The following is a 24236-nucleotide window of genomic DNA, read 5'->3' on the forward strand; positions in this document are numbered from 1 at the left end:
GGAGAAGTGATCGGGGCCATGTCGTGCTGCCATGTCGTGTTGCCAAGTCGTGCTGCCAAGTCGCCCTGCCAAGTCGCCCTGCCAGGCAGGGGTGCCAGACAACCCCGGCCAGACAGCCCCGGCCAGGTGACCCGGCTCAGGCGGCTGTGAACCGATGGCGGGCGCGCCCGGTGCCGGGCGCCGGCCGTCAGGGGGCGTCGTGCGGAGGCTTGGCGGGGGTGCCGGTGGCGGTCTTCTCGGCCCGCCGCGCGGCGGCTTCCGCATTGTGGCGGGCCTTGCGCGCCTCGCGGCCTTCCCGGCCTTCCACCAGCGCGGTGATGGCGCCATGCAGGGTGGCGAGATCCTGCCGGGTGAGGCCGAGCCGGTGGAAAATGTTGCGGATATTGCGGGTGGTGGAGGGGCGCTTTTCCGGCGAGCGGAAGAAGCCGGCCTCCTCCAACGCCCCTTCCAGATGATCGAAAAAGGCGAACAGGTCGCCCTTGTCGGCCAGAGGTGATTTTTCCGGTGGCGCGAAGGGCAGGGCGCCGGCGCTGGCCAGTTTCGACCATTCATAGCCCGTCACCGCCACGCAGGTGGCGAGATTGAGCGAGGCGAAGGCGGGGTTGACCGGCAAAGTGAGGATGGCATCGCACAGCGACACCTCCTCGGTATAAAGCCCCGTCCGCTCGCGGCCGAACACCAGCGCCACCTCGGCGCCCTGAACCAGGCGGCGGGCGGCATCGGCGACGGCGCCGTCCGCCCCCAGCACGGGCTTGGCCATGCCGCGCTCGCGGGCGGTGGCGGCGATGGCATAATTCACATCGGCCAGGGCGGCGCGCAGATCGGGATAGACCTCCACCCCCTGGAGGATTCGGTCCGCGCCGGCGCTGAAGATGCGAGCCTGCTCATTGGGCCAGCCTTCGCGCGGGTTGACGAGGCGCAGGCGCGACAGGCCGAAATTGCCCATGGCCCGCGCGGCCGAGCCCACATTCTGCCCCAGCTGGGGTTCCACGAGGATCACCACCGGCCCGCCGGTGACCCATGGCTTCGTACTGTCGGTTCCAGATCCTGGCATCACGTTCCTCTCCGGCCGCTCTGTCGCACACCGTCGCCGCCACGTCGAGCGCGTGGCCGCGCGCCTCTGCCGCGCGCCTCTCATGCCAAAGGTGATGGGATTGGCGCTTTCTTAGCTCGGTGTGCAGGTGTATAGCGGCGCCGTGGGAGGATTGCCGCAAGGGCTTCCCAGACGCGGAACGGCATCCCCGGTGGGCTGCCGTACCCCGGGGGCCGTACTCCAGGGAGCCGCGCTGCTGGTGGACCTGCGGCAACTTCTGCCGGACATTCATTCCGCGCGCTGCGCACCCCGAAAGGTCGTCCACATGGCGAAGATCAAGGTGGCTAATCCGGTCGTCGAGCTCGACGGCGACGAGATGACCCGGATCATCTGGCAGTACATCAAGGACAAGCTGATCCACCCCTATCTCGACATCGACCTCAAGTATTACGATCTGTCGGTCGAGAACCGCGACGCCACCCAGGACAAGGTGACCGTCGAGGCCGCCGAGGCGATCAAGCAGTATGGCGTCGGCGTGAAATGCGCCACCATCACCCCGGACGAAGCGCGGGTGAAGGAGTTCAACCTGCACGAGATGTGGAAGTCGCCCAACGGCACCATCCGCAACATTCTCGGCGGCGTGATCTTCCGCGAACCCATCATCTGCAAGAACGTGCCGCGCCTGGTGCCGGGCTGGACCCAGCCCATCGTGGTGGGCCGCCACGCCTTCGGCGATCAGTACCGCGCCACCGATTTCAAGGTGCCGGGCAAGGGCACGCTGACCATCTCCTTCGTGGGTGAGGACGGCACCAAGATCGAGAAGGAAGTCTACAAGTTCCCGGGTTCGGGCGTGGCCATGGCCATGTACAATCTGGATGACTCCATCCGCGATTTCGCCCGCGCGTCGCTGAACTACGGCCTGATGCGCAACTATCCAGTCTATCTCTCCACGAAGAACACCATCCTGAAGGCCTATGACGGGCGCTTCAAGGACATCTTCCAGGAGATCTACGACGCAGAGTTCAAGGCTGAGTTCGAGAAGCGCGGCCTGACCTATGAACACCGCCTGATCGACGACATGGTGGCCTCGGCCCTGAAGTGGTCCGGCGGCTATGTCTGGGCCTGCAAGAACTATGATGGCGACGTGCAGTCCGACATCGTGGCGCAGGGCTTCGGCTCGCTGGGCCTGATGACCTCCGTGCTCATGACCCCCGATGGCAAGACGGTGGAAGCGGAAGCCGCCCACGGCACCGTGACCCGCCACTATCGCGAGCACCAGAAGGGCAAGGAGACCTCCACCAACTCCATCGCCTCCATCTTCGCCTGGACCCGTGGCCTTGCCCACCGCGCCAAGCTCGATGGCAACGAAGAGCTGGCCAGCTTCTCCAAGACCCTCGAAAAGGTCTGCGTGGACACCGTCGAGAGCGGCTACATGACCAAGGATCTGGCCCTGCTGGTGGGCGCCGATCAGAAGTGGCTCTCCACCACCGGCTTCCTCGACAAGATCGCCGAGAACCTCAACAAGGCGATGGCGGCCTGAGGCGCCATGCGCGTTTGCTGTTGAGTTCCGCCGCCGGCGCCCGAGGGCGCCGGCGGTTTTCTTTTGTCTGGCGCTGTGCGGCTGTGGGGCGGCCAGGGACCAGCCACGGGCTTTTACAATCGCGGCTTGCGATGGCGCGGGGGGCGGCGGAAGGCCGCGCCGCCGGTCGGCTTCTGCGCCATCTCCACCAGGCGCTGGATGACATCGGGATAGCGCAGCATCAGGATCTGCATCTCGTCTTCTTCGATGGCCAGGAGCTTGCTCTTGCTCAGCGCCCGCACCGGCACCGTCACGTCCGGCGCGCCGCTGAAGACATCGCCGGGCCCGAGGCGGATCGGGCCATCGGCCGCCGCGGCCTCCAGCTCCCCCTCCAGCACCACGAACACCCGGCGGCTGGTGTCGCCGGGGCGAACCACCTGGCGGCCGCGATCGAAGCTGCGCGAGTTCAGCAGGGGCAGGAGGTCTCCCAGGACCGGCGGTGCGAGGTCGGAGAAGGGTGGCAGCCGGGACAGCATGGAGAAGGTGACGACGAAATTGTGCTTGGAGATCACCTCGGAGAATGAGCTGGAGATGATGGCGATGGGCAGGGCCAGCATGATCAACCCCGCCACCATGGTGATGCCTCCGATCACCCGCCCCACCACCGTGACCGGCACCACATCGCCGTAGCCCACCGTGGTGAGAGTGGTGATGGCCCACCACATGGCTTCTGGAATGGAGCCGAGCTTGTCGGGCTGCACATTGCGTTCGGTGAGGTAGAGTGCCGTGGCGGCCATCAGCACGCCGGTGCACAGGATGACCAGGCAGGCCAGCAGGGCATAGCGCTCGCGCTTGATCGCCAGGAACAGGGCGTTGAAGCCGGAGGAGTAGCGGGCCAGCTTGAGAAAGCGCAGCAGCCTCAGCACCAGCAGGGCCCGCATGTCCAGTGGCAGCACCAGCCCGACGAAGAAGGGCAGGATGGCGATCAGGTCGATGACGGCGGCCGGTGTCGCCACGTAGCTCAGCCGCGCGCGCCAGGCCGGCATGGTCCGGCGCAGGGGATGCTCCGGCGCGACCCAGATGCGCACCAGATACTCGATGCTGAAAAGGGCGAGCGCGATGTGCTCGCCGATGGTGAACCAGACGAGATCACCCAGCTCCAGGCTTGGTACGGTGCTGAGAACGGCGCCACCGACGCTCAGCAGAACCAGCGTGATCAGCAGGTAATGGACCACATCGGCAGCCAGATCGCCGGGCAGGTCGCGCTCGAGAATATCAAAGATGCGCTGGCGCGCGGAGCGAGTCCCCATAAACCTCGACCTCAGCTGTTGCCCGGGCGCCGCGCGGCGGGCGGGCAATCCTCCTGCCGCCTTCATGGGGCAGTATTCCGGCCGGGGGAAGCCTGAGTTTGCGGAGGGCGCGCGCCAGCCCCGCCGGCGGCCTCAGGCGGGCGGCTGCTGGATGCCTGCTTCCTCCCGCGCGCGCGCGTCTGCGATGCGCTCCGCCACCACCGTCTCCGGCAGGCCGATTGCGGTGAGCAGGCGCGTCAGAAGCTGCAGGCTGGCCTCCACCGTCTCGGGAATGACGCCGGACACGCCGAGGTTCGCCAGCCGGCGCGCATGGTCCAGGTCCTTCGCACGGGCCACCACGGGCACAGTGGGCCAGCGCCGACGCACCCCCGCCACCAGGCGTTCGGCCGCCGCCGGATTATCGAGGGTCACCATGACCGCACGGGCGGCGTCAATACCGAGCCGATCGAGAATCTCCTCGCGGCTGGCATCGCCGAAATAGACCGCGCGGCCGCTGGAGCGCTCCAGCGCCACCCGACGGGGATCGCTGTCCACCGCGATGAAGGCGATCTCTTCGCGTTCCAACGCTTCCGCCACCATGCGGCCGACGCGACCGAAACCGGCAATGATGACATGATCGCGGCTGTGCGCCTCGCCGGCGGCCAGAAGATGGTCGTGGGCCTGCGCCTCCAACTGCCGGCCGAGGCGGCGACCGATGCGGCCCAAAAATGGAGTGGCGGCGAGGCTCAGGCCGACCATGGCCACGAGCAGGCCGGCCTCGGCGCTGGTCACCGCCCCCTTGGCCACGAGAAGCCCCAGCACCACCAGCGCGAATTCTCCGGTCTGCGCCAGCAGGATGGAGGCTTCCGCCGCATCCGACTTCTGAACCCGCATGACCCTGAGGGCACCGAAATTGACGGCGGACTTCACCACCAGCAGGCCCACCGTCGCGGCCAAAATCAGCGGCAGGCGCGGCAGCACGGCGGCGAAATCCACCTCCATGCCGACGGTGACGAAGAACACGCCGATGAGCAGCCCCTTGAACGGCTCCAGGTCCACCTCGATCTGGTGTCGATAGGCGGTTTCCGACAGCAGCATGCCGGCCAGAAACGCGCCAAGCGCCCCAGAAAGGCCGGCGGCGCGGGTGATGCCGGCAGTGCCCACCACTACCACCAGGGTGATGGCCATGATCAGCGCGCGCGAGCGGGTGGACCCGGCCATGCCCACCAGCGGCGCCATCACATAACGGCCGGCGATGAGGATCGCGGCGACGGCCGCCACCGCTTTGGCCAATGCTGACGCCGCCAGCATCAGCACATTGCCGCCACCACCCGCGATCAGCTCGGTGGCGAGCAGGATCGGCACCACCATCAGGTCCTGAAACAGCAGCACGGCGATGACGAGCTGGCCCAGTGGGGCCAGAGAACGGTGCTCTTCCACCAGGATTTGCGTGACCACGGCGGTGGACGACAGGGCCAGGGCGAAGCCGAGCACCATGGCGAGCCCGGGGTCGTCGACCCCCGCGCCCAGGGCGGCCAGGGTCAAGGCGATGCCGCAAAACAGCACCTGGATGCCGCCGATGCCGAACACCTCCCGCCGCAGCGCCCACAAGCGGCCCGCGGAGAACTCGAGGCCCAGGAGAAACAGCAAAAACACCACGCCCAGCTCTCCGAAGGGCGCGACCCGTTCGGTGCTGGAGATGGTGATGAACTGGATCCAGCTGAAGTCGTGCGCCCAGCGGCCCAGGCCATGCGGCCCGAGCACCGCGCCCACCACGATGAAGCCGACCACGGCGCCAATCCGCGCCCGATGGAAGAGCGGCACGAGGATACCGGCGGCCAGCAGGTAAACGAAAGCGTCCTTGAGAACGGCATCACCCACAGCCGCATCTCCCCAGCCGGCCGATCCACATTCAGTTCCAGGCCGCGCCTGGGGCGTCTACCGGCCGGTGCTCCTTCCGGCTGCAGCGGGGCTGAGGATCGAGCGGGCTTGGTGCACCCGATCTCATCCCTTCCGGCAGGGTCAATGTCCGCCTCCCGCTGCGAGAGCCGCAGCCAAATTGACGGCGCGACCTTGCCTCCAGGTCAACGCTGCGCGCGCTCGCAGGCAGAGTTGTACCATCCCCGCTCCTGATCTCCCACCTCCGCCGGCCCCGCAGGCCTGACCCCGCCGACCGCGCGCGGCGTCAGGCACCGAGCGCGGCCTCGATCGCCGCGATGGCGTCCTTGGCCTTGGAGCCGTCCGGTCCACCCGCCTGGGCCATATCCGGTCGTCCACCGCCGCCTTTGCCTCCGATGGCCGCCGCGCCCTGGCGCACCAGTGCCACCGCGTCAAAGCGGGTTGTGAGGTCTGCGGTCACCCCCACCACCAGCGAGGCCTTGCCATCGGCGGCGCTGTTGACCACCGCAACGACGCCCGAGCCGAGCTTCGCCTTGCCCTCGTCGGCGATGGCCTTGAGATCCTTCGGGTCGGCGCCGGAAATGACGATTGGCAGGTACTTGGTGCCCTTGATGTCGATCACCCGCGGGCCATTCTCATCGCCGCCGCCAGCCATGGCGAGCTTCTTGCGCGCTTCCGCCAGCTCACGCTCCAGCTTCCGGCGGTCCTCGATGAGGGCCTCAAGCCGCGTCTCCACCTCCACCACCGGCGCCTTGAGCGCCGCCGCGGCCGCCAGCAGGGCGGTATTGGCGGCATTGAGATGGTGGCGCGCGGCATCGGCCGTGAGCGCTTCCAGGCGCCGCACCCCCGCCGCCACCGCACTTTCAGACACGACCGAAATCAGGCCGATATCACCGGTCCGGCGCACATGGGTGCCGCCGCAGAGCTCGACCGAATAGGGCGCGCCATTGCCATCGTCAGTGCCCATGGAGACGACACGCACCTCGTCGCCATACTTCTCGCCGAACAGCGCACGGGCACCGGATTCGATCGCCTCATCGACCGCCATGATGCGGGTCTCGACCGGCTCGTTGCGCAGCACGAAATGGTTGGCGATATCTTCCACCCGTGCCAGTTCGTCCTGGCTCAGGGGCTTGGGATGGGAAAAGTCGAAACGCAGCCGATCGGGGGCCACCAGCGACCCCTTCTGCGCCACGTGGTCTCCCAGCACCCGGCGCAGCGCCTCGTGCAGCAGATGGGTTGCGGAATGATTGGCGCGCAGTGCGCCACGCCGCGCATGATCCACATCGAGAACCAGCGCACTGCCGACCTTGAGTGAGCCGGCGAGGACCTCAACGTCATGCACGAACAGATCGCCCAGCTTCTTCTGCGTGCCAAGCACGCGCGCACTGACCCCGCCCTCACCCGACCACATGCCGGTATCGCCCATCTGGCCACCGGACTCGGCATAAAACGGCGTCTGGTTCAGCACCGCGAGGCCGCGTTCGCCGGCGGCAAGGGCGTTCACCTCTGTGCCATCCTTCAACAGCGCGACGATGGCGCCCTCGGCCTGTTCCGTATCGTAGCCCAGGAAATCGGTGGCCCCGACCCGATCACGGATTGCGAACCACACCCCATCTGTCGCCGCCTCGCCCGATCCCGACCAATTGGCACGTGCCTCCGCCTTCTGCCGCTCCATGGCGGCAGTGAAGGCTTCCACGTCCACCGAGATGCCGCGCATGCGCAGCGCATCCTGGGTCAAATCAAGCGGGAAGCCATAGGTGTCGTAGAGTTTGAAGGCCACATCGCCATCGAACCGGGCGCCCGTGACGAGGCCGGCGCTCTCTTCCTCGAGAATCGACAGGCCACGCTCCAGGGTGCGACGGAAGCGTGTCTCCTCCAACAATAGCGTTTCCGACGCCAGCGCTTCGGCGCGGACGAGTTCGGGATACGCCCGTCCCATCTCGCGCACGAGCACCGGCACCAGGCGATGCATCAGCGGATCTTTCGCCCCCAGGAGCTGGGCGTGCCGCATGGCCCGGCGCATGATGCGACGCAGCACATAGCCGCGCCCCTCATTGGAGGGCAGCACACCGTCCGCGGTGAGGAAGACGGAAGAGCGCAGGTGGTCCGCGATCACGCGATGGCTGGCCTTCTGCGCACCGTCAGGATCGACGCCGGTCAGCTCTGCCACCTCGGCAATGAGCGCCCGCATCAGATCGGTCTCATAATTGTCGTGCGTGCCCTGAAGCACCGCGGAGATGCGCTCCAACCCCATGCCCGTATCGATGGAGGGACGCGGCAGGTTCACCCGCTCTCCGCTCGGAACCTGCTCGTATTGCATGAACACGAGGTTCCAGATCTCGATGAAGCGGTCGCCGTCCTCATCCGGCGAGCCGGGAGGACCGCCCGGGATGTGATCGCCATGGTCAAAGAAGATCTCGGAGCAGGGCCCGCACGGCCCTGTTTCACCCATGGACCAGAAATTATCGCTGGTAGCGATCTTAATGATTTTCTCGTCGGGCAAGCCGGCGATCTTCTTCCACAGCGCGTAGGCTTCCTCGTCCTCGCTATAGACGGTGACGATCAGGCGATCCTTAGGCAGATCGAAGGTGCCCGTCACCAGATTCCAAGCCAGCTCGATAGCGCGGTCCTTGAAATAGTCACCGAACGAGAAATTACCCAGCATTTCGAAGAAGGTGTGGTGCCGTGCCGTGTAGCCCACATTGTCCAGGTCATTGTGCTTGCCACCGGCACGCACACACTTCTGCGCGGTCACCGCCCGCGCATAGGGACGCTTCTCCATCCCGGTGAAGACGTTCTTGAACTGCACCATCCCCGCATTGGTGAACATCAAGGTGGGGTCGTTACGCGGCACCAACGGGGAGGAGGAGACCGCCTCGTGCCCGTGCTTGACGAAGTAGTCGATGAAGGTCGACCGGATCTCGTTGACGCCGCTCATGTGCCGGCCACTGCCCTTGATGGCCGGACGCTCTGAACGCGGCCGGCGATGATCACCTCGAGCGGCACGCTGGCGCCGCCGCTCAGCTCCAACCCGCGCGACCCCTGGCCGGCAGATTGGAACCGGGTTCGTTTACCGATGGGGCTGGCACTTGTCCAGAAACGCCTCGCATCGGCGCTTTGCCTCACTCTTCCGGGGGCTCCTTGCCGTCGGCATCCTCTTCCGGCGTACCGGCGAGGATCTGCTCGGCGATCAGGCCCGCGTTCTGGCGGATGGCGGCCTCGATGCGCCCCGCCACCTCGGTGTTCTGGCGCAGGAAGCTCTTGGCGTTCTCGCGCCCCTGGCCCAGACGCTGGCTGTCGTAGGAGAACCATGCGCCGGACTTCTCCACCACGCCGGCACGCACACCGAGATCGAGCAACTCGCCCATCTTGGAGACGCCCTCGCCATACATGATGTCGAACTCCACCTGCTTGAAGGGTGGCGCGAGCTTGTTCTTCACCACCTTCACGCGGGTCTGGTTGCCGACCACCTCATCCCGCTCCTTGATGGCGCCGATGCGACGGATGTCCAGGCGCACTGAAGCGTAGAATTTGAGCGCGTTGCCACCGGTAGTGGTCTCGGGGGAGCCATACATCACGCCGATCTTCATGCGGATCTGATTGATGAAGACCACCATGGTGTTGGACTTGGAGATGGAGGCGGTGAGCTTGCGCAGCGCCTGACTCATCAGCCGGGCCTGCATGCCCGGCTGATTGTCCCCCATCTCGCCCTCGAGCTCGGCGCGGGGGGTGAGGGCTGCGACCGAATCGACAACCAACACATCAATGGCGCCTGAGCGAACGAGCGTGTCGGCGATCTCGAGAGCCTGCTCGCCCGCGTCCGGCTGGGAGATCAGGAGGTCATCAAGATTGACGCCGAGCTTGCGCGCATAAACCGGATCGAGTGCATGCTCGGCATCGATGAAGGCGCATGTTCCGCCACGTTTCTGCGCTTCCGCAATCACATGGAGGGAAAGCGTCGTTTTGCCGGATGATTCCGGGCCGAAAATCTCGACCACGCGGCCTTTGGGTAGGCCACCGATGCCGAGGGCGATATCGAGGCCGAGGGAGCCCGAGGGGATGGCCTCAATCTCCAGCGCCCTGCCGCCCTTGCCGAGACGCATAATCGAGCCCTTGCCGAAATGGCGCTCGATCTGGGACAGCGCGGCGTCCAGAGCCTTGGTCTTATCCATGGAAGAACCTTCGACGAGTCGGAGTGTCGCTTGAGTCATCGCCGCGCTCCGGTGCTGGCGCAAGGGGAAATGAGACTGGTCAAAATGTACTTGCTTTGTTCCGTGTTCGCAATATGTTCTTTTCAGGCACTCACGAACCGGGAAGGAAGATGAGGTTGCGGGGACCGGCAGCGACGGGAATTGCCGCGGTGACAGCGCCTTTTTCGAGGTCGACAACCAGGACCTGGTCGGCAAACCAGTCGGTGACGTAGGCGCGGCGGTGCGGTGAATCGACGATCACGCTCTCCGGGGCGGTGCCAGCGGGAAGCTGGAGCGTCCGGTGAGGCCGTGCGGGATCCACGAGAGCGAGGGTTGCCGACTGCTGATTGGCAACCAGGATGCGGCCGGTTTGCGTATCGGTGGCGAGACCGTAGGGCATCTTGCCCGTTGGGAGGTAGGTGACGGTGTGGCGGGCCTTGTCGACGCGGGCGATGCGTCCTTTGCGCACGTCTGCCACGTTCAGGATGGCTTGTGGCTTGCTGGTATCGAAGGCGTAAGGGGCGGTCCCGACGGGAATGGTGGCGCGTGTTTGGAGCGTCACCAGGTCAACCACGCTGACAGTGCCGCCCTCGCGATCGGCGGAGTAGAGTTCTTGGCGTTCGGGATCGAGGGCAAGGCCAGCGGGACCGGGACCGACCGCGACGGTGCCGGTGAGTTGGAGGTCGGGCAGGTGGAAGCGGCGAACCGTGTTCGCGCTCCAGTCACCCACATAAAGCTGTTGGTCATCGGCGGTGATGCCGAAGGGTTGCCCACCGATCGGGACGGTGGTGACGTTCGTCAGGTTTTGGGCATCGATGCGGGAGAGAAGGCCGGCGTCCGGGTGAGTGACGTAGACGGAGTGAGTTTGCGGAACGTGAATGAGGCTGGCCGGCCCCGCGGCGAGGGGAATGCGGTGCGTTTCGCTTAACGTCGCCGTGTCGACGACGCTCACGGCGGCGCCAGCCTGGCAAACTACCAGCAGCGTCGCCGCATGAAGCGGCGACGCGATGAGGGGGAGGAGGGAGGCGAGCGCGAGGCTCCCGCAGCGCCGCAGGAGGCGCTGCATCAGTGGCTCGCCGGTGCGCTGGCGGCTTCGACCTTGGTTTTGAGTCCGCTCAGGCCATCGGTGAAAAATTGGGTCATGGCCGTGGTTGCGGCTTCATCGTTGAGTTCGTCGGGCGGGAAGTTGCTGGTGTCGCCGCGATAGAGGCGGGCGGCCCAGTCCACGGTGCTGGAGCCGTTTCCGGCGTCGGTCACGGTCATGGTGGCAGTGTAGAAACTGACGGGGAAGGCTTCGACATTCTCCTGGCCGAGGCGGTAGGAAAGGTGGCGGGCTTTGTCGTCGCGCTCGTCGAGGCTGTCGGTGATTTCGCCTTTCTCCAGGACCAGCACCCGCTCGGTTCCGTCTCCAGATCCGGTGCTGCGAACGGCCTTGATGTCGGGATGCCAGGTGCCGATGGCGCCGAAGTCACTCACGAGTTTCCAGATGACGTCGGGAGGCGCGGCGATGGTGATGCTGGCCTGGGCCTTCTGAGGGGTGGGGCCATGGGCATGCACCGCGGGGCTCGCCAGGCTGAGAAGGAGGGCGGCGGCTGCGACGAGGAGAGAACGCTCAGGTTTCAGAAGGCTGAGGCGCATTGGGCAAAGTCCTTGTGTGTTTTGCAGACAACAGGCGCGGGGCGAAGGATGCCCCAAGCGCCGCGGTCAGCGCGGTGAGGGCGAGAGCGGCGAAGAGCGGCGCGGTGCGAAAGGGCTGCGGCACCGGGCGGGCGCGCGCCCGGGCGGCGACGGTGGGGAGCAGATCCTCCATCTCGGCGAGGGTCGCGTAGCCAAGGCCGGTTGTGGTGGCGAGGGCCTGGAGATGGGCCGTGCGCAGGGCACTGAGATGTTCCTCGCCTGCCGCGGCATCGCCGCCCCATGGCGCATTGCGGGGATGCCATCCGGGCCGCTGTGATGCATCTTCGGGTGGCGGGCCGTGTCGGTTTTCTTGCGGAACGTCAGTGGCCTGCAGGAAACCGATCTCGTGTCCGAAGCCATCGAATTTCGGGATGGGTACCGGTACCGCGCCGCCGACACCGATAATGGCGCCGGCAGTGGCGCCGGTCTTTCCCTCGAACGGGGGGAGGCCACTGGGGGGCAAGGGCGGTGCCTCCTGGCCGTCGCTGAGGAACAGGAGGTCGGCGTCCAGCGGCGCGGCGAGGGAGAGCGCCGAATAGAGGCCGCGGGCCACATAGCTGTCCCCTTCCCACGCCATGCGCCAGTCCAGGGCGGCGATTGCTCCATCAAGAGGGGCAAAATTGGCGCAGGTTTCCACCGGCTCGAAGAGGAGGAAGCTCCGACGTTCGGTGAATATCCCAAGGCCCAGGCGAGAGCCGCAGGGGAGTTGCGCGAGCAGGTCGCGAAGGCGCTGCTTCACAGCGTCGAGGCGGGAAGTGGGACGCTGGTCCGAGCCCATGCGGCGGCCGTCCACGTCGCGCACGGTCATGTCGCGCACGGTCATGGAGCCGGTCACGTCCACCACGGCGAGGAGATGGTAGGAGGGGCCGGTCGCGGGCACGCTGGGGGCGACAAGCGCGAGCAGCGCGAGGCCGCACGCCGCCAGAAGAGCCGTGGCGCGCAGGTCGATCCGTCTCGGACGCGGAGCAAACCGTTGGGTCATGGCAGGCCCTTGGGCAAGCCCGGAAGATCGGTCCACAGGCGCTTGGGGGTCTGCCGTGGCTCCTCCTCCAGTTCGCGCTCGATCTCTGGAAAGTCGCGGATCAGGCGCAGGGCGATGTCGAGATTATATTTGGCGTCCCAGAGACTTGGTGCATGGCGCAGGGTGGCGCGGTAGTTTTCTTTGGCGAGGCGGATTTCGGGAATGGCCGCATCAACCGCCATGCGCTCGAGAAGGTCGATGGCGCGCGCGAGGCGGGTGTTGCCGAGGTCATAGAGGGCGGCGGCGGCCATGGCGGTGTCGTCACTGCGGGTGATCACATCCACCACGTGCTGCGCGTCGTTCAGCTGGTCGTGGGTCATGAGGAAATGCGCGCGGGCGAACAGCAGCCGGGGGGCGGCATCGTCCGCCACGGCCAGGTCGCGGCCGGCGGCAAGGCCGAGGATGGTCCGGTTGTCGCGCATGTGGGTGATGAGCCGGATGGCCTGGTGGGTCACCACGGCGGCCGCGCCCGCGAGGATGACGAGGGCGAGCATGCGCAGCCACCGGCGCGTCCGCCATCTCGTGAGAGCCGTCATCATGCCGCCTCCCGTTCAGTGGCGCCTTCGCTGGCGCCGATGGGGGAGCGCTGCGGCAGCCGGTGGGGCCTGTTGAGCGGGCGCTCGGCGAGCTTGGCGGCGGCGAGAAGGGCGAGGGCGGCCGCCGCGATGGCGTAGCAGAAGGGCGAGAGATCGAGGCGGGCGCGGCGTTCGAGGAAGGTGACGGGGGCGGCTTCCTGGCGGTCGATCTCGGCGATCGCCTCCGCCACCGCCTGCGGGCTGCCCGCCTCAAATGCGCGATAGGGCACGCCCAGGCTGGCGAGGAAGATGTTGAGGTGGCGCTCGGGCATCACCTGCGGGGTATCCTCGCCGGGCGCCTGCGGCTTGTCGAAGGGGCCGCGGGCGCCGGCGGTGCGCAGGAACAGCCAGTAGATCCGCACCGGGCGGCGTTTCACGGCATCGCGCAGGGCGGCCTGAACCCGGGGGTCGATCACAGCGGCGCCGTCGGAAACCAGGACCACCGCGCCGGCATCCGCTGCCGGATCATCGGCGAAGGCGGAGAGGGCAAGGGCAAGGCCCCGGCCCACATCGGTGAGGGCGAGGCCGGGGCGGTCGGTGGCGGCGACGGCGGCGGCCACCGCATCCAGATGGTCGGTGAGCGGCAGGATCGGCATGGGGGAGGTGGAGAAGCCGGCGACCCCCATGCGGTCGTGGGGGCGGCGTTGGATGAAGTCGGTCAAAAGCCTTTTGGCGGCAGCGGATTTGGAGTCTTCGCCCTGTCCGGGTTGGCGGTTGGCGAAGGTGTTGTCCATGCTGGCGGAACGGTCGAGCAGCAGCATCAGGTGCGCGCCCTGGCCGGTGCGGGTGATGGTTTGGGCGCGGCGGTGCAGGCCGCTGAGGCCGAGCACCAGCAGGACGATGGCTAGCAGAGCGGCGCCGCGCAGGGTGGCGGAGACGAGGGTGGAGAGGGCGTCGGCAGGGGCGAGGCCCAGCGCCGGCACCCGCGTGCCGCGAAAGGGACCGGCCAGAAGCGGCAGCAGAACCAAGGCGAGGAGGGGGAGAAGCCAGGGGAAGTCGATGCCCAGCTGCAGGCGGCTCATCATGGCGCCCCCTCCGCGGCGAGCGCTGCGGCCGGGGGCCGTGGCCGGGGATCGCGCCGCTCGGCGTGGGCGAGCCGGCGGGCCAGCGCCAGGAGGTCCGCCGCTGGCAGTGCCGCCATGGCGACGCCCGGTTCCGCGCCGAAGAACGCGCGCCGCGAGGCGGTGAAAAACCCTGCGATTTCAGAGCTAATGCCGCTGTAGCGCGGATCCTGCCGGCACCAGGCGGCGACGTCGTCGGCGAGCAGCCGGTGGCCGGCGGCGGCGTCGAAGGCGCGGTGCAGGGTGATGAGGCCGGCGCCATAGGCGGTCACGTCGGTGGGGGTGGCGGCCAGTGGGGCGAGGGCGCGCAGGGCGGTGGCGAACGGTAGCCGCCGGCGGGTGAACGGCCGCCAGCCCTGCAGCAGCGCCAGCGCGAGGAGGGCGAGGGCGCCGACGACGGCGGCGACGGCCATGGCTTCGATTTGAGGGCGCAGCGGGTAGGGGCGGGGGAGGATATCCGGGCGCAGCGCCATGGGATTGCCGCCGCGGCTGGGCACCAGCTCGCGGAACGGGGCAGCGGTAAAGACGAAGGCGGGCACGACGAGGTCGCGAGGCGCCTCGCCGTTGGTCGCGCGCAAAGGCACCGCCGGGATCTCCATGGCGCGCGGTTCGAGCGCCCCGTAGAAGTTCTGATAGACCATGGTGAGGCGGTAACTGGATCCATCCGCGGTCAGGGGGCCGGGGCTCAGATCGACGCGGATGAGGTCCAGATAGCCATTCACCTTGTGCGGCTGCGGCAGGGCCGCCGGCACCAGAGCGAAGCCCGGATCGAGGCGGATGTCGGCCTCGACGCGCACAAGATCGCCGAGGAAATAGCCGAAGGCGCGGGCCGGCAGCAGCGTCACGCTGTCCGCCTGCACCGGGCCGGCGGTGAGCGCCAGCAGAGCGATACCTGCGCCGGCCAGGCGCGGCAGGCCGCGACGGGCTCCGGCCGCGATCGAACGGCCCAAGCGCCTAGCGATGCAGGAGAAAATCGAGCAGCGCATGGGCGTCGAACCGGTCGGTGAGGTGAAAGGCGCTGAGCCCGCGGGACAGGAAGATCTGGTCGAGGGCCTGCCGGCGGGCGCGGGCGGCGGCCTGCCAGCGGGCGCGCAGGGCGGGGCGCAGCACCACCAGGCGGCGCCCACCGGTTTCCGCATCGTGCAGCTCCATCAGGCCGAAGCGGGGCAGGTCGCCCTCGGCGCGGCTGTCGTGGAGCACCACCGGAAGCACGTCGTGGCGCGCGAGGGCATCGAGCAAGGCCACGATCCCGTCATCGGGCATGAGGAAATCGGAGACCAGCACCACGAGGCTGCGGCTGCGCGGCAGATGGGCGGTGGCCTGCAGCAGCCCGCCAGTACCGGCGCCGTGGGCGCCCGCCTCGGCGAGGAGGGTGCGCACCTCGTCGGGAACGCCGCGCCGCCGCGTCGGGGGAATGAACAGATCGGCACGGAAGGCAGTGTCGGCGGCGATCAGGCCGAAGGCGTCCCCCGAGGCGACCGAGGAGGCGGCGAGGGCGGCCACGAGGCGGGCCGCCTCGTCCAGGAGGGTGCCGAAGCCCATGGAGGCGGACAGATCCACCATCGCCGTCACCGTGAGCGCGCGGCGCGGCGCGAAGGCGCGCACGTGAATGCCCTCGAAGGGGTCCTTGAGGCTGGCGCGGATGTCGATGCGTCGGGGGTCGGCATCGGCCATCAGGGGCACCAGGCCGCGGAACAGATCCTGTCCGCCGCGACCGGCTCCCGGGTGGGCACCGGGGCGTCCGACCGCCGGCCGCCAGCGCAGGGGATAGCGCAGCAGCGGGGCGTGGTCGTCCGGGTCTTCGGTCGGCGGGTGGGGCGTGGTCATGGCGCCGGCACCGTGTCGAATGCGGCCTGGCAGAGGGCGCGGGCGATGGTGTCGCGGCGCAGCTCATAAACCGGGTCGAAGAAGATCCGGTGGGCCATCACCTCCGGGAACACCGCGCGCAGGTCTTCGGGCACGATCATGTCGCGCCCCTCCAGCCAGGCGCGCACACGGGCCGCGCGGATGAGGAAGGACAGGCCGCGCGGGCTGGCGCCGCCCTGGACCAGACGGTCCATGCGGACATCGGGCAGGCGGATGCCGACCTGGGCGGGCGCGCGCACGGCGTCCCACAGGCCCAGGGTATAGTCGCGGATGGCGGGGCTGGCGTGGATGGCGGCCTGGATGTCGCGGGCGAGGGCGCCCAGGGCGCGGTGATCCACCACCCCTTCGCGCACCGCGCGCAGCAGGGTGTCGGTGTCGTGGAAGCGCGGCTCGAACACCAAGGCCCGGCGGGCGTCGCGATCCTCCGGCGCCTTCACCTCCACTTCCATGAAGAAGCGGTCGCGGGCGGCGGCGGGCAGCTCGAAAGTCTCTTCCCGCTCCACCCGATTGCGATCCGCGAACACCTGCAGATGGGGAAAATCATGCTCGGCGCCGAAAGCGGAGATGGAGTGCTCGGCCATCAGCCGCAGCAGCAGCGCATGCACCTGCGGCCGGGCGCGGTTGATCTCGTTGAAGAAGAAGATGGAGAGGTCGCCGCCCCGGCGCAGCAGCGGGCCGGGGTCGATGCGCGGGCGCCCATCGTCGCCGATGCGGGCATCATAGACGAGGTCGGTGGGCATCAGGTCGATGGTGCCTTCGACCCGGGCATAGGCGCCGCCGATGGCCCGGGCCATGGCCCGCAGCAGCGTGGTCTTGCCCACGCCCACGTCGCCTTCCAGCAGCACGTGGCCGCGGGCGAAGACGGCGATGGTGAGCAGGCGGATCACCCGCTCCTGCCCCAGCACCACCTGGCCCACCTCGCGCTCGAAGTCGAGCGCGTGCGCGCGCCAGTCGGCGAGGCGCGTCTCGGCGCCGGTCACGCCGGGGGAGGGGGCGTGCGAGAGCTCGGCCATGGTGTCCGTGTCCTCAGTGCAGCTGTCGGTGAAGAAAGGCGCAGCCAACCGGGTCCGGGGAGGTCGAACCCATGGCCCGGCGGGCCGCGCCAGTTGGCCCACCATCCATCGGAGGATTTGCCCGGCAGAACGGAGTAGTTCGTTGCCATGCTGGTGGGATCTCGAAAAGCTGTGTCAGTTGGCCGGGATCTTCTTCACGTCATAGACGAACTGCCCGGTCTTCTTGAAATGCTCGACCCGCTGCTGGTTGCGCGCTTCCATGGCGGTGATGGATTCCGACTGCTTGTTGAGCTCTTTCGGATTGTGCTTGGGGTCGTATTTGGAGCCGGCCACCTTGTCCGGATAGCCGGGCTTGGGCTCCCAGCAATTGCCAGGCGCGCGGCAGTTGGTGCCGTCATAGGCGAGGGCGGCACCGCTGGTGGCCAGCGCCGCGCCGGCGATGAGCCCGGCGCAGGCGAGGGCGTGGACGAACGGGCGGCGGACGCGATCCTTCAAGGTCATTGCTTGCTTCCTCCCTTTTCCGAATTCAGGCTCGCCGCATTGTCGGCGGCCGTCTTGCACACCGGCGCCTCATCCAGGGGCGGGGTGGGGTCGTTGTGCTCGTCATAGGGCTTGAAGGCGGCCTTCTGGGCCGGGGTCAGCCAGCTGGCTTCCGCCGGATCGTCCTTGTAGAAGTGCCGCACCCAGGCCATCACCAGCAGCATGTCGTCCATGGTGAGGGCGCCATACATGGGGCCCATCTGGCCGTTGGCGCCACCGAAGATGGTCTCGAACAGGCCCTGGTCGGTCATGTTCTTCGGGTAGGTCCAATAGGCGTCGTTCAGACCGGGCCCGATCTTGCCTTCGCCATAGTGCCCATGGCAGCCGGAGCACATGGACAGGAACAGATCCTTGCCCTTGGGCAGGCAGGTGGCGTTTTCCAGATAGATGTTCTTGCCGGTGGCGAGAAACACCTTCACCGCTTCCGTGTCGCGGCCCTCTTCCGGCGCCTCGGAAAGGTCGAGCGGCTGGCCGGTGATGGTATGGGTGAGATTGAGCGTGGCCTGGGCGGTGAGCGCGCAGGCCAGCACGGCCACGAGCGCGATGAGCCCCCGCGTCGCGTGCTTGATCCAGCAAGAAGTCCACATGTGGCAATACCGTCGATGAGAGAAATGGGGCTCAGCTGTTGGGCTTGAGCAGGGGAATGCCTTCCTCGGTGAGGATCGCTTCGATCTCGGGGCGCGCCTTCACCAAGGCGGCATCCACCTCTCGCAGCAGGGCGGCGTCGTCCTTGCGCACCGCCACCGACTGGTCGTAGTGCAGCGGAATGGGGGTGCCGTCGAAGCGGGCGAGATCGGTGGTGGCGACGGTCATGCGCAGCGGCACGTCGGAGGCCTTCACATAGCGGGCCACTTCCGGGGCAAAGGCGAAGGCAACATCGGCCTCACCCTTCGCCACCTCGCTCACCATGCGCTCGGCCGGCACCTCCACATACTGGTTGCGGGGCGACTTGAAATTGACGAGGCCGTAGAGATAGGCGGCATTGTCCTCATACTTGCCGAGCCGCTTCAGCATGGTCTCGCCCGGCGAATAGAAGCGCACCACGAAGCGGCCGAGATCCTTGATCTGCGGATCCTGCCAGTCACCGGTGGTGATGTTGCGGTCGGCCTTGGTCACGAACACATAGCTGGTGCGGTAATAGGGCTTGGAGGTGAGCACCCGGGCATCACCGGTATCGACGCCGATCACCACGTCGCACAGCTTCTTGTCGAGGTCGTCGCGCACCTGATAGATGGCCGGCTTGCCCGACCAGACGAACACCGCCTCGCGGCCCATGGCGCGCGCCAGAACCTGGGCGATGCGGTTTTCGAAGCCCTTGCCCTCCTTCTGGGAGAAGGGCGCCTCCACCTCTGAGGCGCAGACCCGCAGCGTGCCCGGGGCGGCGGCCACGGCCGGAGCGTCCTTGGTGGGCGTGTCCTTGTTCTGCGCGGCCGCGCCATTCTGGGCGGGCGCGAACTGGGCGGCGAGGGCCCCGCTGGAAACAAGGGTGGCGCCGAACACGAAGGCTGCGAGCGTCGCGCCGGCGGAAGATGCGATACGGGGCATGGACGCCTCCTCGTGGGGTTCGGTGCGCGCCGGCGCCGGGCCCGGGATGGGGCCTGCCGGGTGCGGGCGCGTCATGACATGTCTGATGCCGGGTGGTTCCGGATGGCACGCTTTCAGGTGGCATGCTTTCAGGTCGCATGCTTTCAGGTGGTTCGCCGCCGTCGAGGGAAGACGGCGGCCAACCTCACGCCAGCGCCGGGGGCAAAGCCCCGGCGCGCGTTGGCGCATCAGCCGCCGGAGGCGTATTCGCCCACGTTCGGATCGTCATAGGGGCCCTTGCCGTCGAGCGAGAACACCATCACGCCGCCACCCATCTGGGTGTAGTGCTGGAGGTTCTTGAAGGCGCCCACCGAGCCGAGGCCGGCGGTCGGGTCGTTGAGGTCGAACACCAGGCCCACGCCCGGCCAGCCACCCACGCCATAGTAGATGGCCACATACTGCACGCCATTGTGCGTATAGGTCATGGGATGGCCGATGACGCCGGAGGGCAGCTTGAACTTCCACAGCAGCTTGCCGGTGTCGCTGTCGCGCGCCTTGATGAAGCCATCGAGGGTGCCATAGAACATCACGCCACCGGCGGTGGCGAGCGTGCCACCCCACGCGGCGAAGCGCTCCATCACTTCCCACTTGTACTTGTTGTTGATGGCGTCATACGCCTTCACCTGGCCGAGGCCGACATAGTTCTGCCGATCACCCTTCGGGCCCGGATACATGTTCAGCGTCGCGCCGACGAAGAACTGGCCGGCCCGATAGGGCAGCATGAAGGGCTCCCAATCCATGCAGATATGGTTGATGCCCATGAAGAACGACTGCCGCTCGGGGTCGTAGCTGTCGTGGCCCTGGTTGTGATAGCCCATAGCGGAGGGACAGATGTCGCGCGCCATGTGGTCCATGCGGGTGGCGTATTCCGGATCGCGCTGGGGCAGGCCGGTCTTGATGTCCACCTGCTTCACCCAGTTCACCGTGTCGTCGATCTTGTCGGCCGAAACGAGGGTGCCGTCGGTGCGGTCCAGCGTGTAGACGATGCCGTTGCGGTCCGGATGGGTCAGCAGCTTGCGGACCTTGCCGGTCTTGTCCTTCTGCTCGGACAGCATCATCACGTTGACGCCGGCGTAATCCCATTCGTCATGGGGCGTCTTCTGGTAGCCGAACTTGGCCTCGCCGGTGTCGATGTCCCGGCCCCAGATGGTCATGGTCCACTTGTTGTCGCCGGGGCGCATGGTCTCGTTCCACGGCGCCGGATTGCCGGAGCCGTAATAGACCATGTTGGTGGACGGATCGAACGCGTACCAGCCCCAGTTGGTGCCGCCGCCGATCTTCCAGGCGTCGCCCTCCCAGGTCTGGGTGCCGAGGCCCTTCTGGCCATAATGCGGGTTGGCCTTGTTGAAGTCGTCGGCGAGCATCACCTGCTCGTCGGGGCCGGTGGCATAGGCGCGCCATTTCTGGGCGCCGGTCTTCACGTCATAGGCGGTGACGTAGCCGCGCACGCCCAGTTCCGCGCCGGACGAGCCCACCAGCACCGTGTCCTTGATCACATAGGGCGCGATGGTGAGGGTGGAGCCCACCTTGATGTCGGAATTCTCGAGCTTCCAATATTCCTCGCCGGTGTCGGCCTTCAGCGCCACCACGTGCCCGTCGAGCAGGGTCTTGATGATGAGCGGGCCGGTGGTGCCGTCGCCGGGCCAATAGGCAAGGCCGCGGTTCACCACGTCGCAGCAGGCCACCGCGCGGGCGGTGGGGTTCTGCTTGGGCTTGTGCTGCCACAGGATGTGGCCGGGGTCGTCGAGGCCCAGGGCGAAGGTGGTGTTGGGGAAGGGGGCGTGCACATACATCACCCCGTCCACCACCAGTGGCGTGCCCTCATGGCCGCTCAGCACGCCGGTGGAGAAGGACCAGGCCGGACGCAGGTCCTTGACGTTCTCCTTGTTGATCTGCTTCTGCGGCGAATAGTTGTTGGCGTCGTAATTCTTTCCGGTCATCGGCCAGTTCTCGTCGCTCTTGGCGAGCTCGACGAGCTTGTCGTTGGCCGTGGCCGGACCGGAGAGAGCGGCGCCGCCCGTCGCAAGGGCGAGCGTGACGGCGAACAGGGATGCGGAAGACAACAATCTGTTCATGTGGCGTTTCCTCGGAGTTTCCTCAGTCGGCAGTGTTCTTCTTGGGCGACGTTCTTTTCGCCGCGCGGCCGGGGCCACAGGGGCCCCGCCGGACGGGTCCTGGTCGGGCGGTTCTTGGCCGGGCCGTCCGGTGTGCGCGTGGTCGTGAGACTTCGGCGCGCGGGGGCGGCTGGCCCGGCGGTGGGGACGTGGACACGCGATGGGACACGCAAAGGGGTGCTGGATGTTGCTCTGTGTCCGTCGCCCTCCGATTGCGACTTGAGCTTTTGTGTTCTTATGTTCTTCTTATGGAAGATTTTTTCTATGACGCGAGTTGAAAGCCTTCTGATGCTCTTGTCTCGCGGTCTTTTGGCAATTTGAGGCGGGAACTTTTGGCAATCCGTTTCGGGAAAACGGGATAACCTTCGATAAAACAATCGCCTAAGCGGATGGGGGCGGTTTTCGCCGGTGCCGGCGGCGGCGCAGGTGGCGCCCTCTGGTACTTCCTGCCGGCTCCCGTATAGTCATGATGTTTTACAGCACTGCGCCGCTCTAAGCGGAAAATCATAAGAGAAAACTGAGAATTAATGGGATGGGAGCCGTGGGTTTGGGCAGGATGTCGGGCGGTTCGGGCGCCGGGCCGCAGGGCGGGGCGCGATGAGCGCGGCGTCGGCACGGGGGCGTCGGGCGGTGTCGCTGCGCCAGCAGGTGCTCGGCACGGTGCTGGCCATCAATGCGGTGGCGGCGCTGGTGGCGGGCGCGGTGGTGGTGCTGAACGCCCGCGCCGCCGCGCGCAACGAGATGGGCGCCTCGGTTGAGATGGCGGAACTGATGGTGCGCGAGGCGGCGGAGCGCATCGCCGCCGAGGGGAGCGGCGACAGCCCCCTGCCGACTCACCTGCGCCATTTGCGCCATGTGCGGCTCACCGTCCGCGATGCCGCCGGCGCCCCCCTGTCCCTGGGGGATGCCCCCGCCGGCGCCCACCACGAGGCGGACGACGACGCGCGGGCCCCCGCCTGGTTCGCCCGCCTCGCAGACGTGCCGGCGCTGGTGCGCACCATCGACGTCACCCGCGCGGGCCGGCCGCTGTTTCAGGTGGAGGTGGCGGGGGTGCCCGACGACGAGATCGCCGAGGTGTGGGGCGACGTGACCGATTTCGCGATGGTGGCGGTGGCGGTCAACGGGGCGATTCTCCTGGCGCTGTTCCTGGCCCTGGGGCGGGTGCGGGCCGATCTCGGCCGGTTCCGCGTCACCCTCGATGCGCTGGAGCACCAGCGGGCGGTGGAGCCCCTGGCGCCGCCGCGCATCCGCGAGCTGGCGGAGCTGGCCCACGGCGTCAACGCCCTGGCGGCGGCGCTCTCCGCCGCCCGCGCCGAGAACGTGCGCCTCAATGCGCGGCTGGTGCGCCTGCAGGAGGACGAGCGCCGGCAGATCGCCGGCGAGCTGCATGACGAGCTGGGCCCGCTGATGTTCGGCCTCAAGGCCGGGGCCGACTCCATCGCCCGGCTCGCCGGGCAGATGACGCAGCCCGCGCCGCTGCCGGAGCCGCTGGCTGGCCGGCTGCGGGAGCGGGCCGAGGGGCTGGTGGCCATCGTCGCGCGCATGCAGGTCGCGAACCGGCGGCTCTTGCGGCGCATCCGGCCCGCCGCCCTCGATCACGTGCCTCTGGCCGATGCCCTGGCGAGCCTGGTGCAGGATCTCAACCAGCATGATGCCGGCCGCGCCGTGGCCCTGGAGCTGGGCCGGCTCGCCGGCCATTACGGCCCGGCGCTGGACGCCACCCTCTATCGCTGCGTGCAGGAGGGGGTCACCAACGCCTTGCGCCATGGGGATGCCCACCGGGTGGAGGTGGCCCTGGCCGAGGGCGAGGGGCGGCTGCGCCTCGTCATCACCGACGATGGGCGCGGCCCGCCGGCGGTGGTGCGCGAGGGGCTGGGCCTTGCCGGCATGCGCGAGCGGGTGCGGGCGCTGGGCGGCACCTGCCGGCTGGAGCCCGGCGCCGCCGGCGGCGCCCGTCTCTGGCTGGACCTTCCCGTTCCGGCGGACGATCTCCGCGATGAGGCGAGCTGAACCATGACGGTGGAACCATGAAGGTGAAACCATGAAGGTGAAACAATGACTTGCGTGCTGGTCATCGACGATCATCCCATCGTGCTGCAGGGCTGCCGGCAGATCCTGGAGGATGCGGGCGTGTGCGAGCTGATGGCGGCGAGCACCGCCCTTTCCGGCTATCGCCTGTTCCGCCGCAAACGGCCGGACGTGGCCATCGTCGATCTGGCGCTGGGGGGCAGCGGCCTTGCCGGCCTGTCTTTGGTGCGCCGCCTGCGGGCCCAGGCGGCGCGCATGCCGATCCTGGTGTTTTCCATGCATGCCGATCCGGTCATCGCCAGCCGGGCGCTGGAGGCGGGGGCCACCGGCTATCTGTTGAAGGACACCTCCACCGCTGATCTCCTGGAAGCCTTCGACAAGGTGAAGCGCGGCCAGCCCTATATCAGTCCCGACCTGGCGCTGGAGGTGGCGCTGCTCTCCAGCCGCAGCCGGCCGGGCACCATGGGCGATCTCACCCCGCGCGAACTGCAGGCGCTCTCGCTGCTGGCGGAAGGCAAGGCCTATGGCCAGATCGCCGACGAATTGGGGGTGAGCTACAAGACGGTGGCCAACACCTGCTCGCAGCTGAAAACCAAGCTCGGCGCCGGCAACCTGGCCGAACTGATCCACCGCGCCATCCGCTACGTCTCCGGCTCGCCGGTGGGGCGCTGAGGGGCGCGCGCACGCCCCTTGCCTTCCGTCTCGGCTTGCGTTTTACTGCACTGCATTCATCAGTTTCATAGCCGCGAGGCCCCATGGATGGGGCGTTGCGGCAGGGACGAGCCCTCGGGCCTGATCCCTCGTGGCAGAGCCGCCACCTGCGC

20 protein-coding genes are annotated in these 24236 nt (G+C 67.7%); 3 read left to right on the top strand and 17 right to left on the bottom strand.

All coding sequences use genetic code 11. The annotated features are described in order from the left end of the window. Positions 1-187 precede the first annotated feature (187 nt). The gene (locus tag ACU4E7_RS15920) at positions 188-1054 is read right to left on the bottom strand and encodes an RNA methyltransferase (RefSeq protein ID WP_447019414.1); all 867 of its coding nucleotides are present in this window, start codon (positions 1052-1054) and stop codon (positions 188-190) included. A gap of 304 nt (positions 1055-1358) precedes the next feature. Here ACU4E7_RS15920 and ACU4E7_RS15925 point away from each other — a divergent pair, with 304 nt between their 5' ends. Continuing rightward, a complete protein-coding gene (locus ACU4E7_RS15925) occupies positions 1359-2573 on the top strand; it encodes an NADP-dependent isocitrate dehydrogenase (protein ID WP_238123090.1) in 1215 nt (404 codons plus the stop codon). Positions 2574-2686: 113 nt separating this feature from the next. Here the strand turns inward: ACU4E7_RS15925 and ACU4E7_RS15930 are convergent, their stop codons facing one another. The 16 genes from ACU4E7_RS15930 to ACU4E7_RS16005 form a co-directional block, all read right to left on the bottom strand. Beyond that, positions 2687-3862, bottom strand: coding sequence for a cyclic nucleotide-gated ion channel (locus tag ACU4E7_RS15930; RefSeq protein ID WP_447019415.1), 1176 nt, complete (start codon positions 3860-3862; stop codon positions 2687-2689). A gap of 132 nt (positions 3863-3994) precedes the next feature. After that, a complete protein-coding gene (locus ACU4E7_RS15935) occupies positions 3995-5722 on the bottom strand; it encodes a cation:proton antiporter domain-containing protein (RefSeq protein WP_447019416.1) in 1728 nt (575 codons plus the stop codon). A 304-nt stretch (positions 5723-6026) separates the two neighbouring features. Beyond that, positions 6027-8681, bottom strand: coding sequence for an alanine--tRNA ligase (gene alaS / locus ACU4E7_RS15940; RefSeq protein ID WP_447019417.1), 2655 nt, complete (start codon positions 8679-8681; stop codon positions 6027-6029). 184 nt (positions 8682-8865) lie between these two features. Beyond that, positions 8866-9954: a recombinase RecA gene (gene recA, locus ACU4E7_RS15945; protein ID WP_238123149.1), complete on the bottom strand. Its 1089-nt coding sequence runs from the start codon at positions 9952-9954 to the stop codon at positions 8866-8868. A 91-nt stretch (positions 9955-10045) separates the two neighbouring features. Beyond that, complete coding sequence (locus ACU4E7_RS15950; RefSeq protein ID WP_238123086.1) at positions 10046-10999, bottom strand: YncE family protein; 954 nt, start codon at positions 10997-10999, stop codon at positions 10046-10048. Then, the gene (locus ACU4E7_RS15955) at positions 10999-11571 is read right to left on the bottom strand and encodes an SRPBCC family protein (RefSeq protein ID WP_447019418.1); all 573 of its coding nucleotides are present in this window, start codon (positions 11569-11571) and stop codon (positions 10999-11001) included. Before ACU4E7_RS15955 ends, ACU4E7_RS15950 begins: the two co-directional genes overlap by 1 nt. Continuing rightward, positions 11546-12592, bottom strand: a complete 1047-nt coding sequence (locus tag ACU4E7_RS15960) for a VWA domain-containing protein (RefSeq protein ID WP_447019419.1) — start codon at positions 12590-12592, stop codon at positions 11546-11548. Before ACU4E7_RS15960 ends, ACU4E7_RS15955 begins: the two co-directional genes overlap by 26 nt. After that, the gene (locus tag ACU4E7_RS15965) at positions 12589-13125 is read right to left on the bottom strand and encodes a hypothetical protein (RefSeq protein WP_447019420.1); all 537 of its coding nucleotides are present in this window, start codon (positions 13123-13125) and stop codon (positions 12589-12591) included. Before ACU4E7_RS15965 ends, ACU4E7_RS15960 begins: the two co-directional genes overlap by 4 nt. Positions 13126-13166: 41 nt before the next feature. After that, the gene (locus ACU4E7_RS15970) at positions 13167-14231 is read right to left on the bottom strand and encodes a vWA domain-containing protein (protein WP_447019421.1); all 1065 of its coding nucleotides are present in this window, start codon (positions 14229-14231) and stop codon (positions 13167-13169) included. Further along, positions 14228-15217 carry a nonribosomal peptide synthetase MxaA gene (locus ACU4E7_RS15975; protein ID WP_447019422.1) on the bottom strand — a complete coding sequence of 330 codons (990 nt, stop codon included), beginning with the start codon at positions 15215-15217 and terminating at the stop codon, positions 14228-14230. Before ACU4E7_RS15975 ends, ACU4E7_RS15970 begins: the two co-directional genes overlap by 4 nt. A gap of 4 nt (positions 15218-15221) precedes the next feature. After that, complete coding sequence (locus tag ACU4E7_RS15980; RefSeq protein ID WP_447019423.1) at positions 15222-16094, bottom strand: DUF58 domain-containing protein; 873 nt, start codon at positions 16092-16094, stop codon at positions 15222-15224. After that, complete coding sequence (locus ACU4E7_RS15985; protein WP_447019424.1) at positions 16091-17146, bottom strand: AAA family ATPase; 1056 nt, start codon at positions 17144-17146, stop codon at positions 16091-16093. The genes ACU4E7_RS15980 and ACU4E7_RS15985 overlap by 4 nt, the downstream gene beginning before the upstream one ends. Before the next feature lie 174 nt (positions 17147-17320). After that, positions 17321-17647, bottom strand: coding sequence for a methanol dehydrogenase [cytochrome c] subunit (locus ACU4E7_RS15990; RefSeq protein ID WP_238123078.1), 327 nt, complete (start codon positions 17645-17647; stop codon positions 17321-17323). Further along, on the bottom strand, positions 17644-18273 hold the full coding sequence (gene moxG / locus ACU4E7_RS15995; RefSeq protein ID WP_238123077.1) for a cytochrome c(L), periplasmic: 630 nt from the start codon (positions 18271-18273) through the stop codon (positions 17644-17646). The genes ACU4E7_RS15990 and moxG overlap by 4 nt, the downstream gene beginning before the upstream one ends. Positions 18274-18304: 31 nt before the next feature. After that, positions 18305-19231: a methanol oxidation system protein MoxJ gene (gene moxJ, locus ACU4E7_RS16000; protein WP_447019425.1), complete on the bottom strand. Its 927-nt coding sequence runs from the start codon at positions 19229-19231 to the stop codon at positions 18305-18307. Between the two features lie 227 nt (positions 19232-19458). Continuing rightward, positions 19459-21345 (bottom strand): methanol/ethanol family PQQ-dependent dehydrogenase, encoded by a 1887-nt coding sequence (locus ACU4E7_RS16005; protein WP_238123075.1) that lies wholly within the window; start codon positions 21343-21345, stop codon positions 19459-19461. A 636-nt stretch (positions 21346-21981) separates the two neighbouring features. Here ACU4E7_RS16005 and ACU4E7_RS16010 point away from each other — a divergent pair. Next, positions 21982-23394: an ATP-binding protein gene (locus tag ACU4E7_RS16010; RefSeq protein WP_447019426.1), complete on the top strand. Its 1413-nt coding sequence runs from the start codon at positions 21982-21984 to the stop codon at positions 23392-23394. Positions 23395-23439: 45 nt separating this feature from the next. Next, entirely contained in the window at positions 23440-24084 is a 645-nt protein-coding gene (locus ACU4E7_RS16015; RefSeq protein WP_447019427.1) for a response regulator, read from the top strand. The last annotated feature ends 152 nt before the right edge of the window (positions 24085-24236 follow it).

It is taken from the genome of Xanthobacter sp. ZOL 2024, from assembly GCF_052932325.1.

What these genes read in the sequence shown, in the direction of transcription:
- ACU4E7_RS15960 (WP_447019419.1), bottom strand. Translation starts at nt 12,592, where the DNA reads ATGACCCAACGGTTTGCTCCGCGTCCGAGACGGATCGACCTGCGCGCC.
- alaS (WP_447019417.1), bottom strand. Translation starts at nt 8,681, where the DNA reads ATGAGCGGCGTCAACGAGATCCGGTCGACCTTCATCGACTACTTCGTC.
- ACU4E7_RS16015 (WP_447019427.1), top strand. Translation starts at nt 23,440, where the DNA reads ATGACTTGCGTGCTGGTCATCGACGATCATCCCATCGTGCTGCAGGGC.
- ACU4E7_RS15950 (WP_238123086.1), bottom strand. Translation starts at nt 10,999, where the DNA reads ATGCAGCGCCTCCTGCGGCGCTGCGGGAGCCTCGCGCTCGCCTCCCTC.
- ACU4E7_RS16010 (WP_447019426.1), top strand. Translation starts at nt 21,982, where the DNA reads ATGAGCGCGGCGTCGGCACGGGGGCGTCGGGCGGTGTCGCTGCGCCAG.
- ACU4E7_RS15955 (WP_447019418.1), bottom strand. Translation starts at nt 11,571, where the DNA reads ATGCGCCTCAGCCTTCTGAAACCTGAGCGTTCTCTCCTCGTCGCAGCC.
- moxJ (WP_447019425.1), bottom strand. Translation starts at nt 19,231, where the DNA reads ATGCCCCGTATCGCATCTTCCGCCGGCGCGACGCTCGCAGCCTTCGTG.
- ACU4E7_RS15985 (WP_447019424.1), bottom strand. Translation starts at nt 17,146, where the DNA reads ATGGCCGAGCTCTCGCACGCCCCCTCCCCCGGCGTGACCGGCGCCGAG.
- ACU4E7_RS15925 (WP_238123090.1), top strand. Translation starts at nt 1,359, where the DNA reads ATGGCGAAGATCAAGGTGGCTAATCCGGTCGTCGAGCTCGACGGCGAC.
- ACU4E7_RS15970 (WP_447019421.1), bottom strand. Translation starts at nt 14,231, where the DNA reads ATGATGAGCCGCCTGCAGCTGGGCATCGACTTCCCCTGGCTTCTCCCC.
- ACU4E7_RS15930 (WP_447019415.1), bottom strand. Translation starts at nt 3,862, where the DNA reads ATGGGGACTCGCTCCGCGCGCCAGCGCATCTTTGATATTCTCGAGCGC.
- ACU4E7_RS15990 (WP_238123078.1), bottom strand. Translation starts at nt 17,647, where the DNA reads ATGACCTTGAAGGATCGCGTCCGCCGCCCGTTCGTCCACGCCCTCGCC.
- recA (WP_238123149.1), bottom strand. Translation starts at nt 9,954, where the DNA reads ATGACTCAAGCGACACTCCGACTCGTCGAAGGTTCTTCCATGGATAAG.
- moxG (WP_238123077.1), bottom strand. Translation starts at nt 18,273, where the DNA reads ATGTGGACTTCTTGCTGGATCAAGCACGCGACGCGGGGGCTCATCGCG.
- ACU4E7_RS15965 (WP_447019420.1), bottom strand. Translation starts at nt 13,125, where the DNA reads ATGCTCGCCCTCGTCATCCTCGCGGGCGCGGCCGCCGTGGTGACCCAC.
- ACU4E7_RS15980 (WP_447019423.1), bottom strand. Translation starts at nt 16,094, where the DNA reads ATGACCACGCCCCACCCGCCGACCGAAGACCCGGACGACCACGCCCCG.
- ACU4E7_RS15920 (WP_447019414.1), bottom strand. Translation starts at nt 1,054, where the DNA reads ATGCCAGGATCTGGAACCGACAGTACGAAGCCATGGGTCACCGGCGGG.
- ACU4E7_RS16005 (WP_238123075.1), bottom strand. Translation starts at nt 21,345, where the DNA reads ATGAACAGATTGTTGTCTTCCGCATCCCTGTTCGCCGTCACGCTCGCC.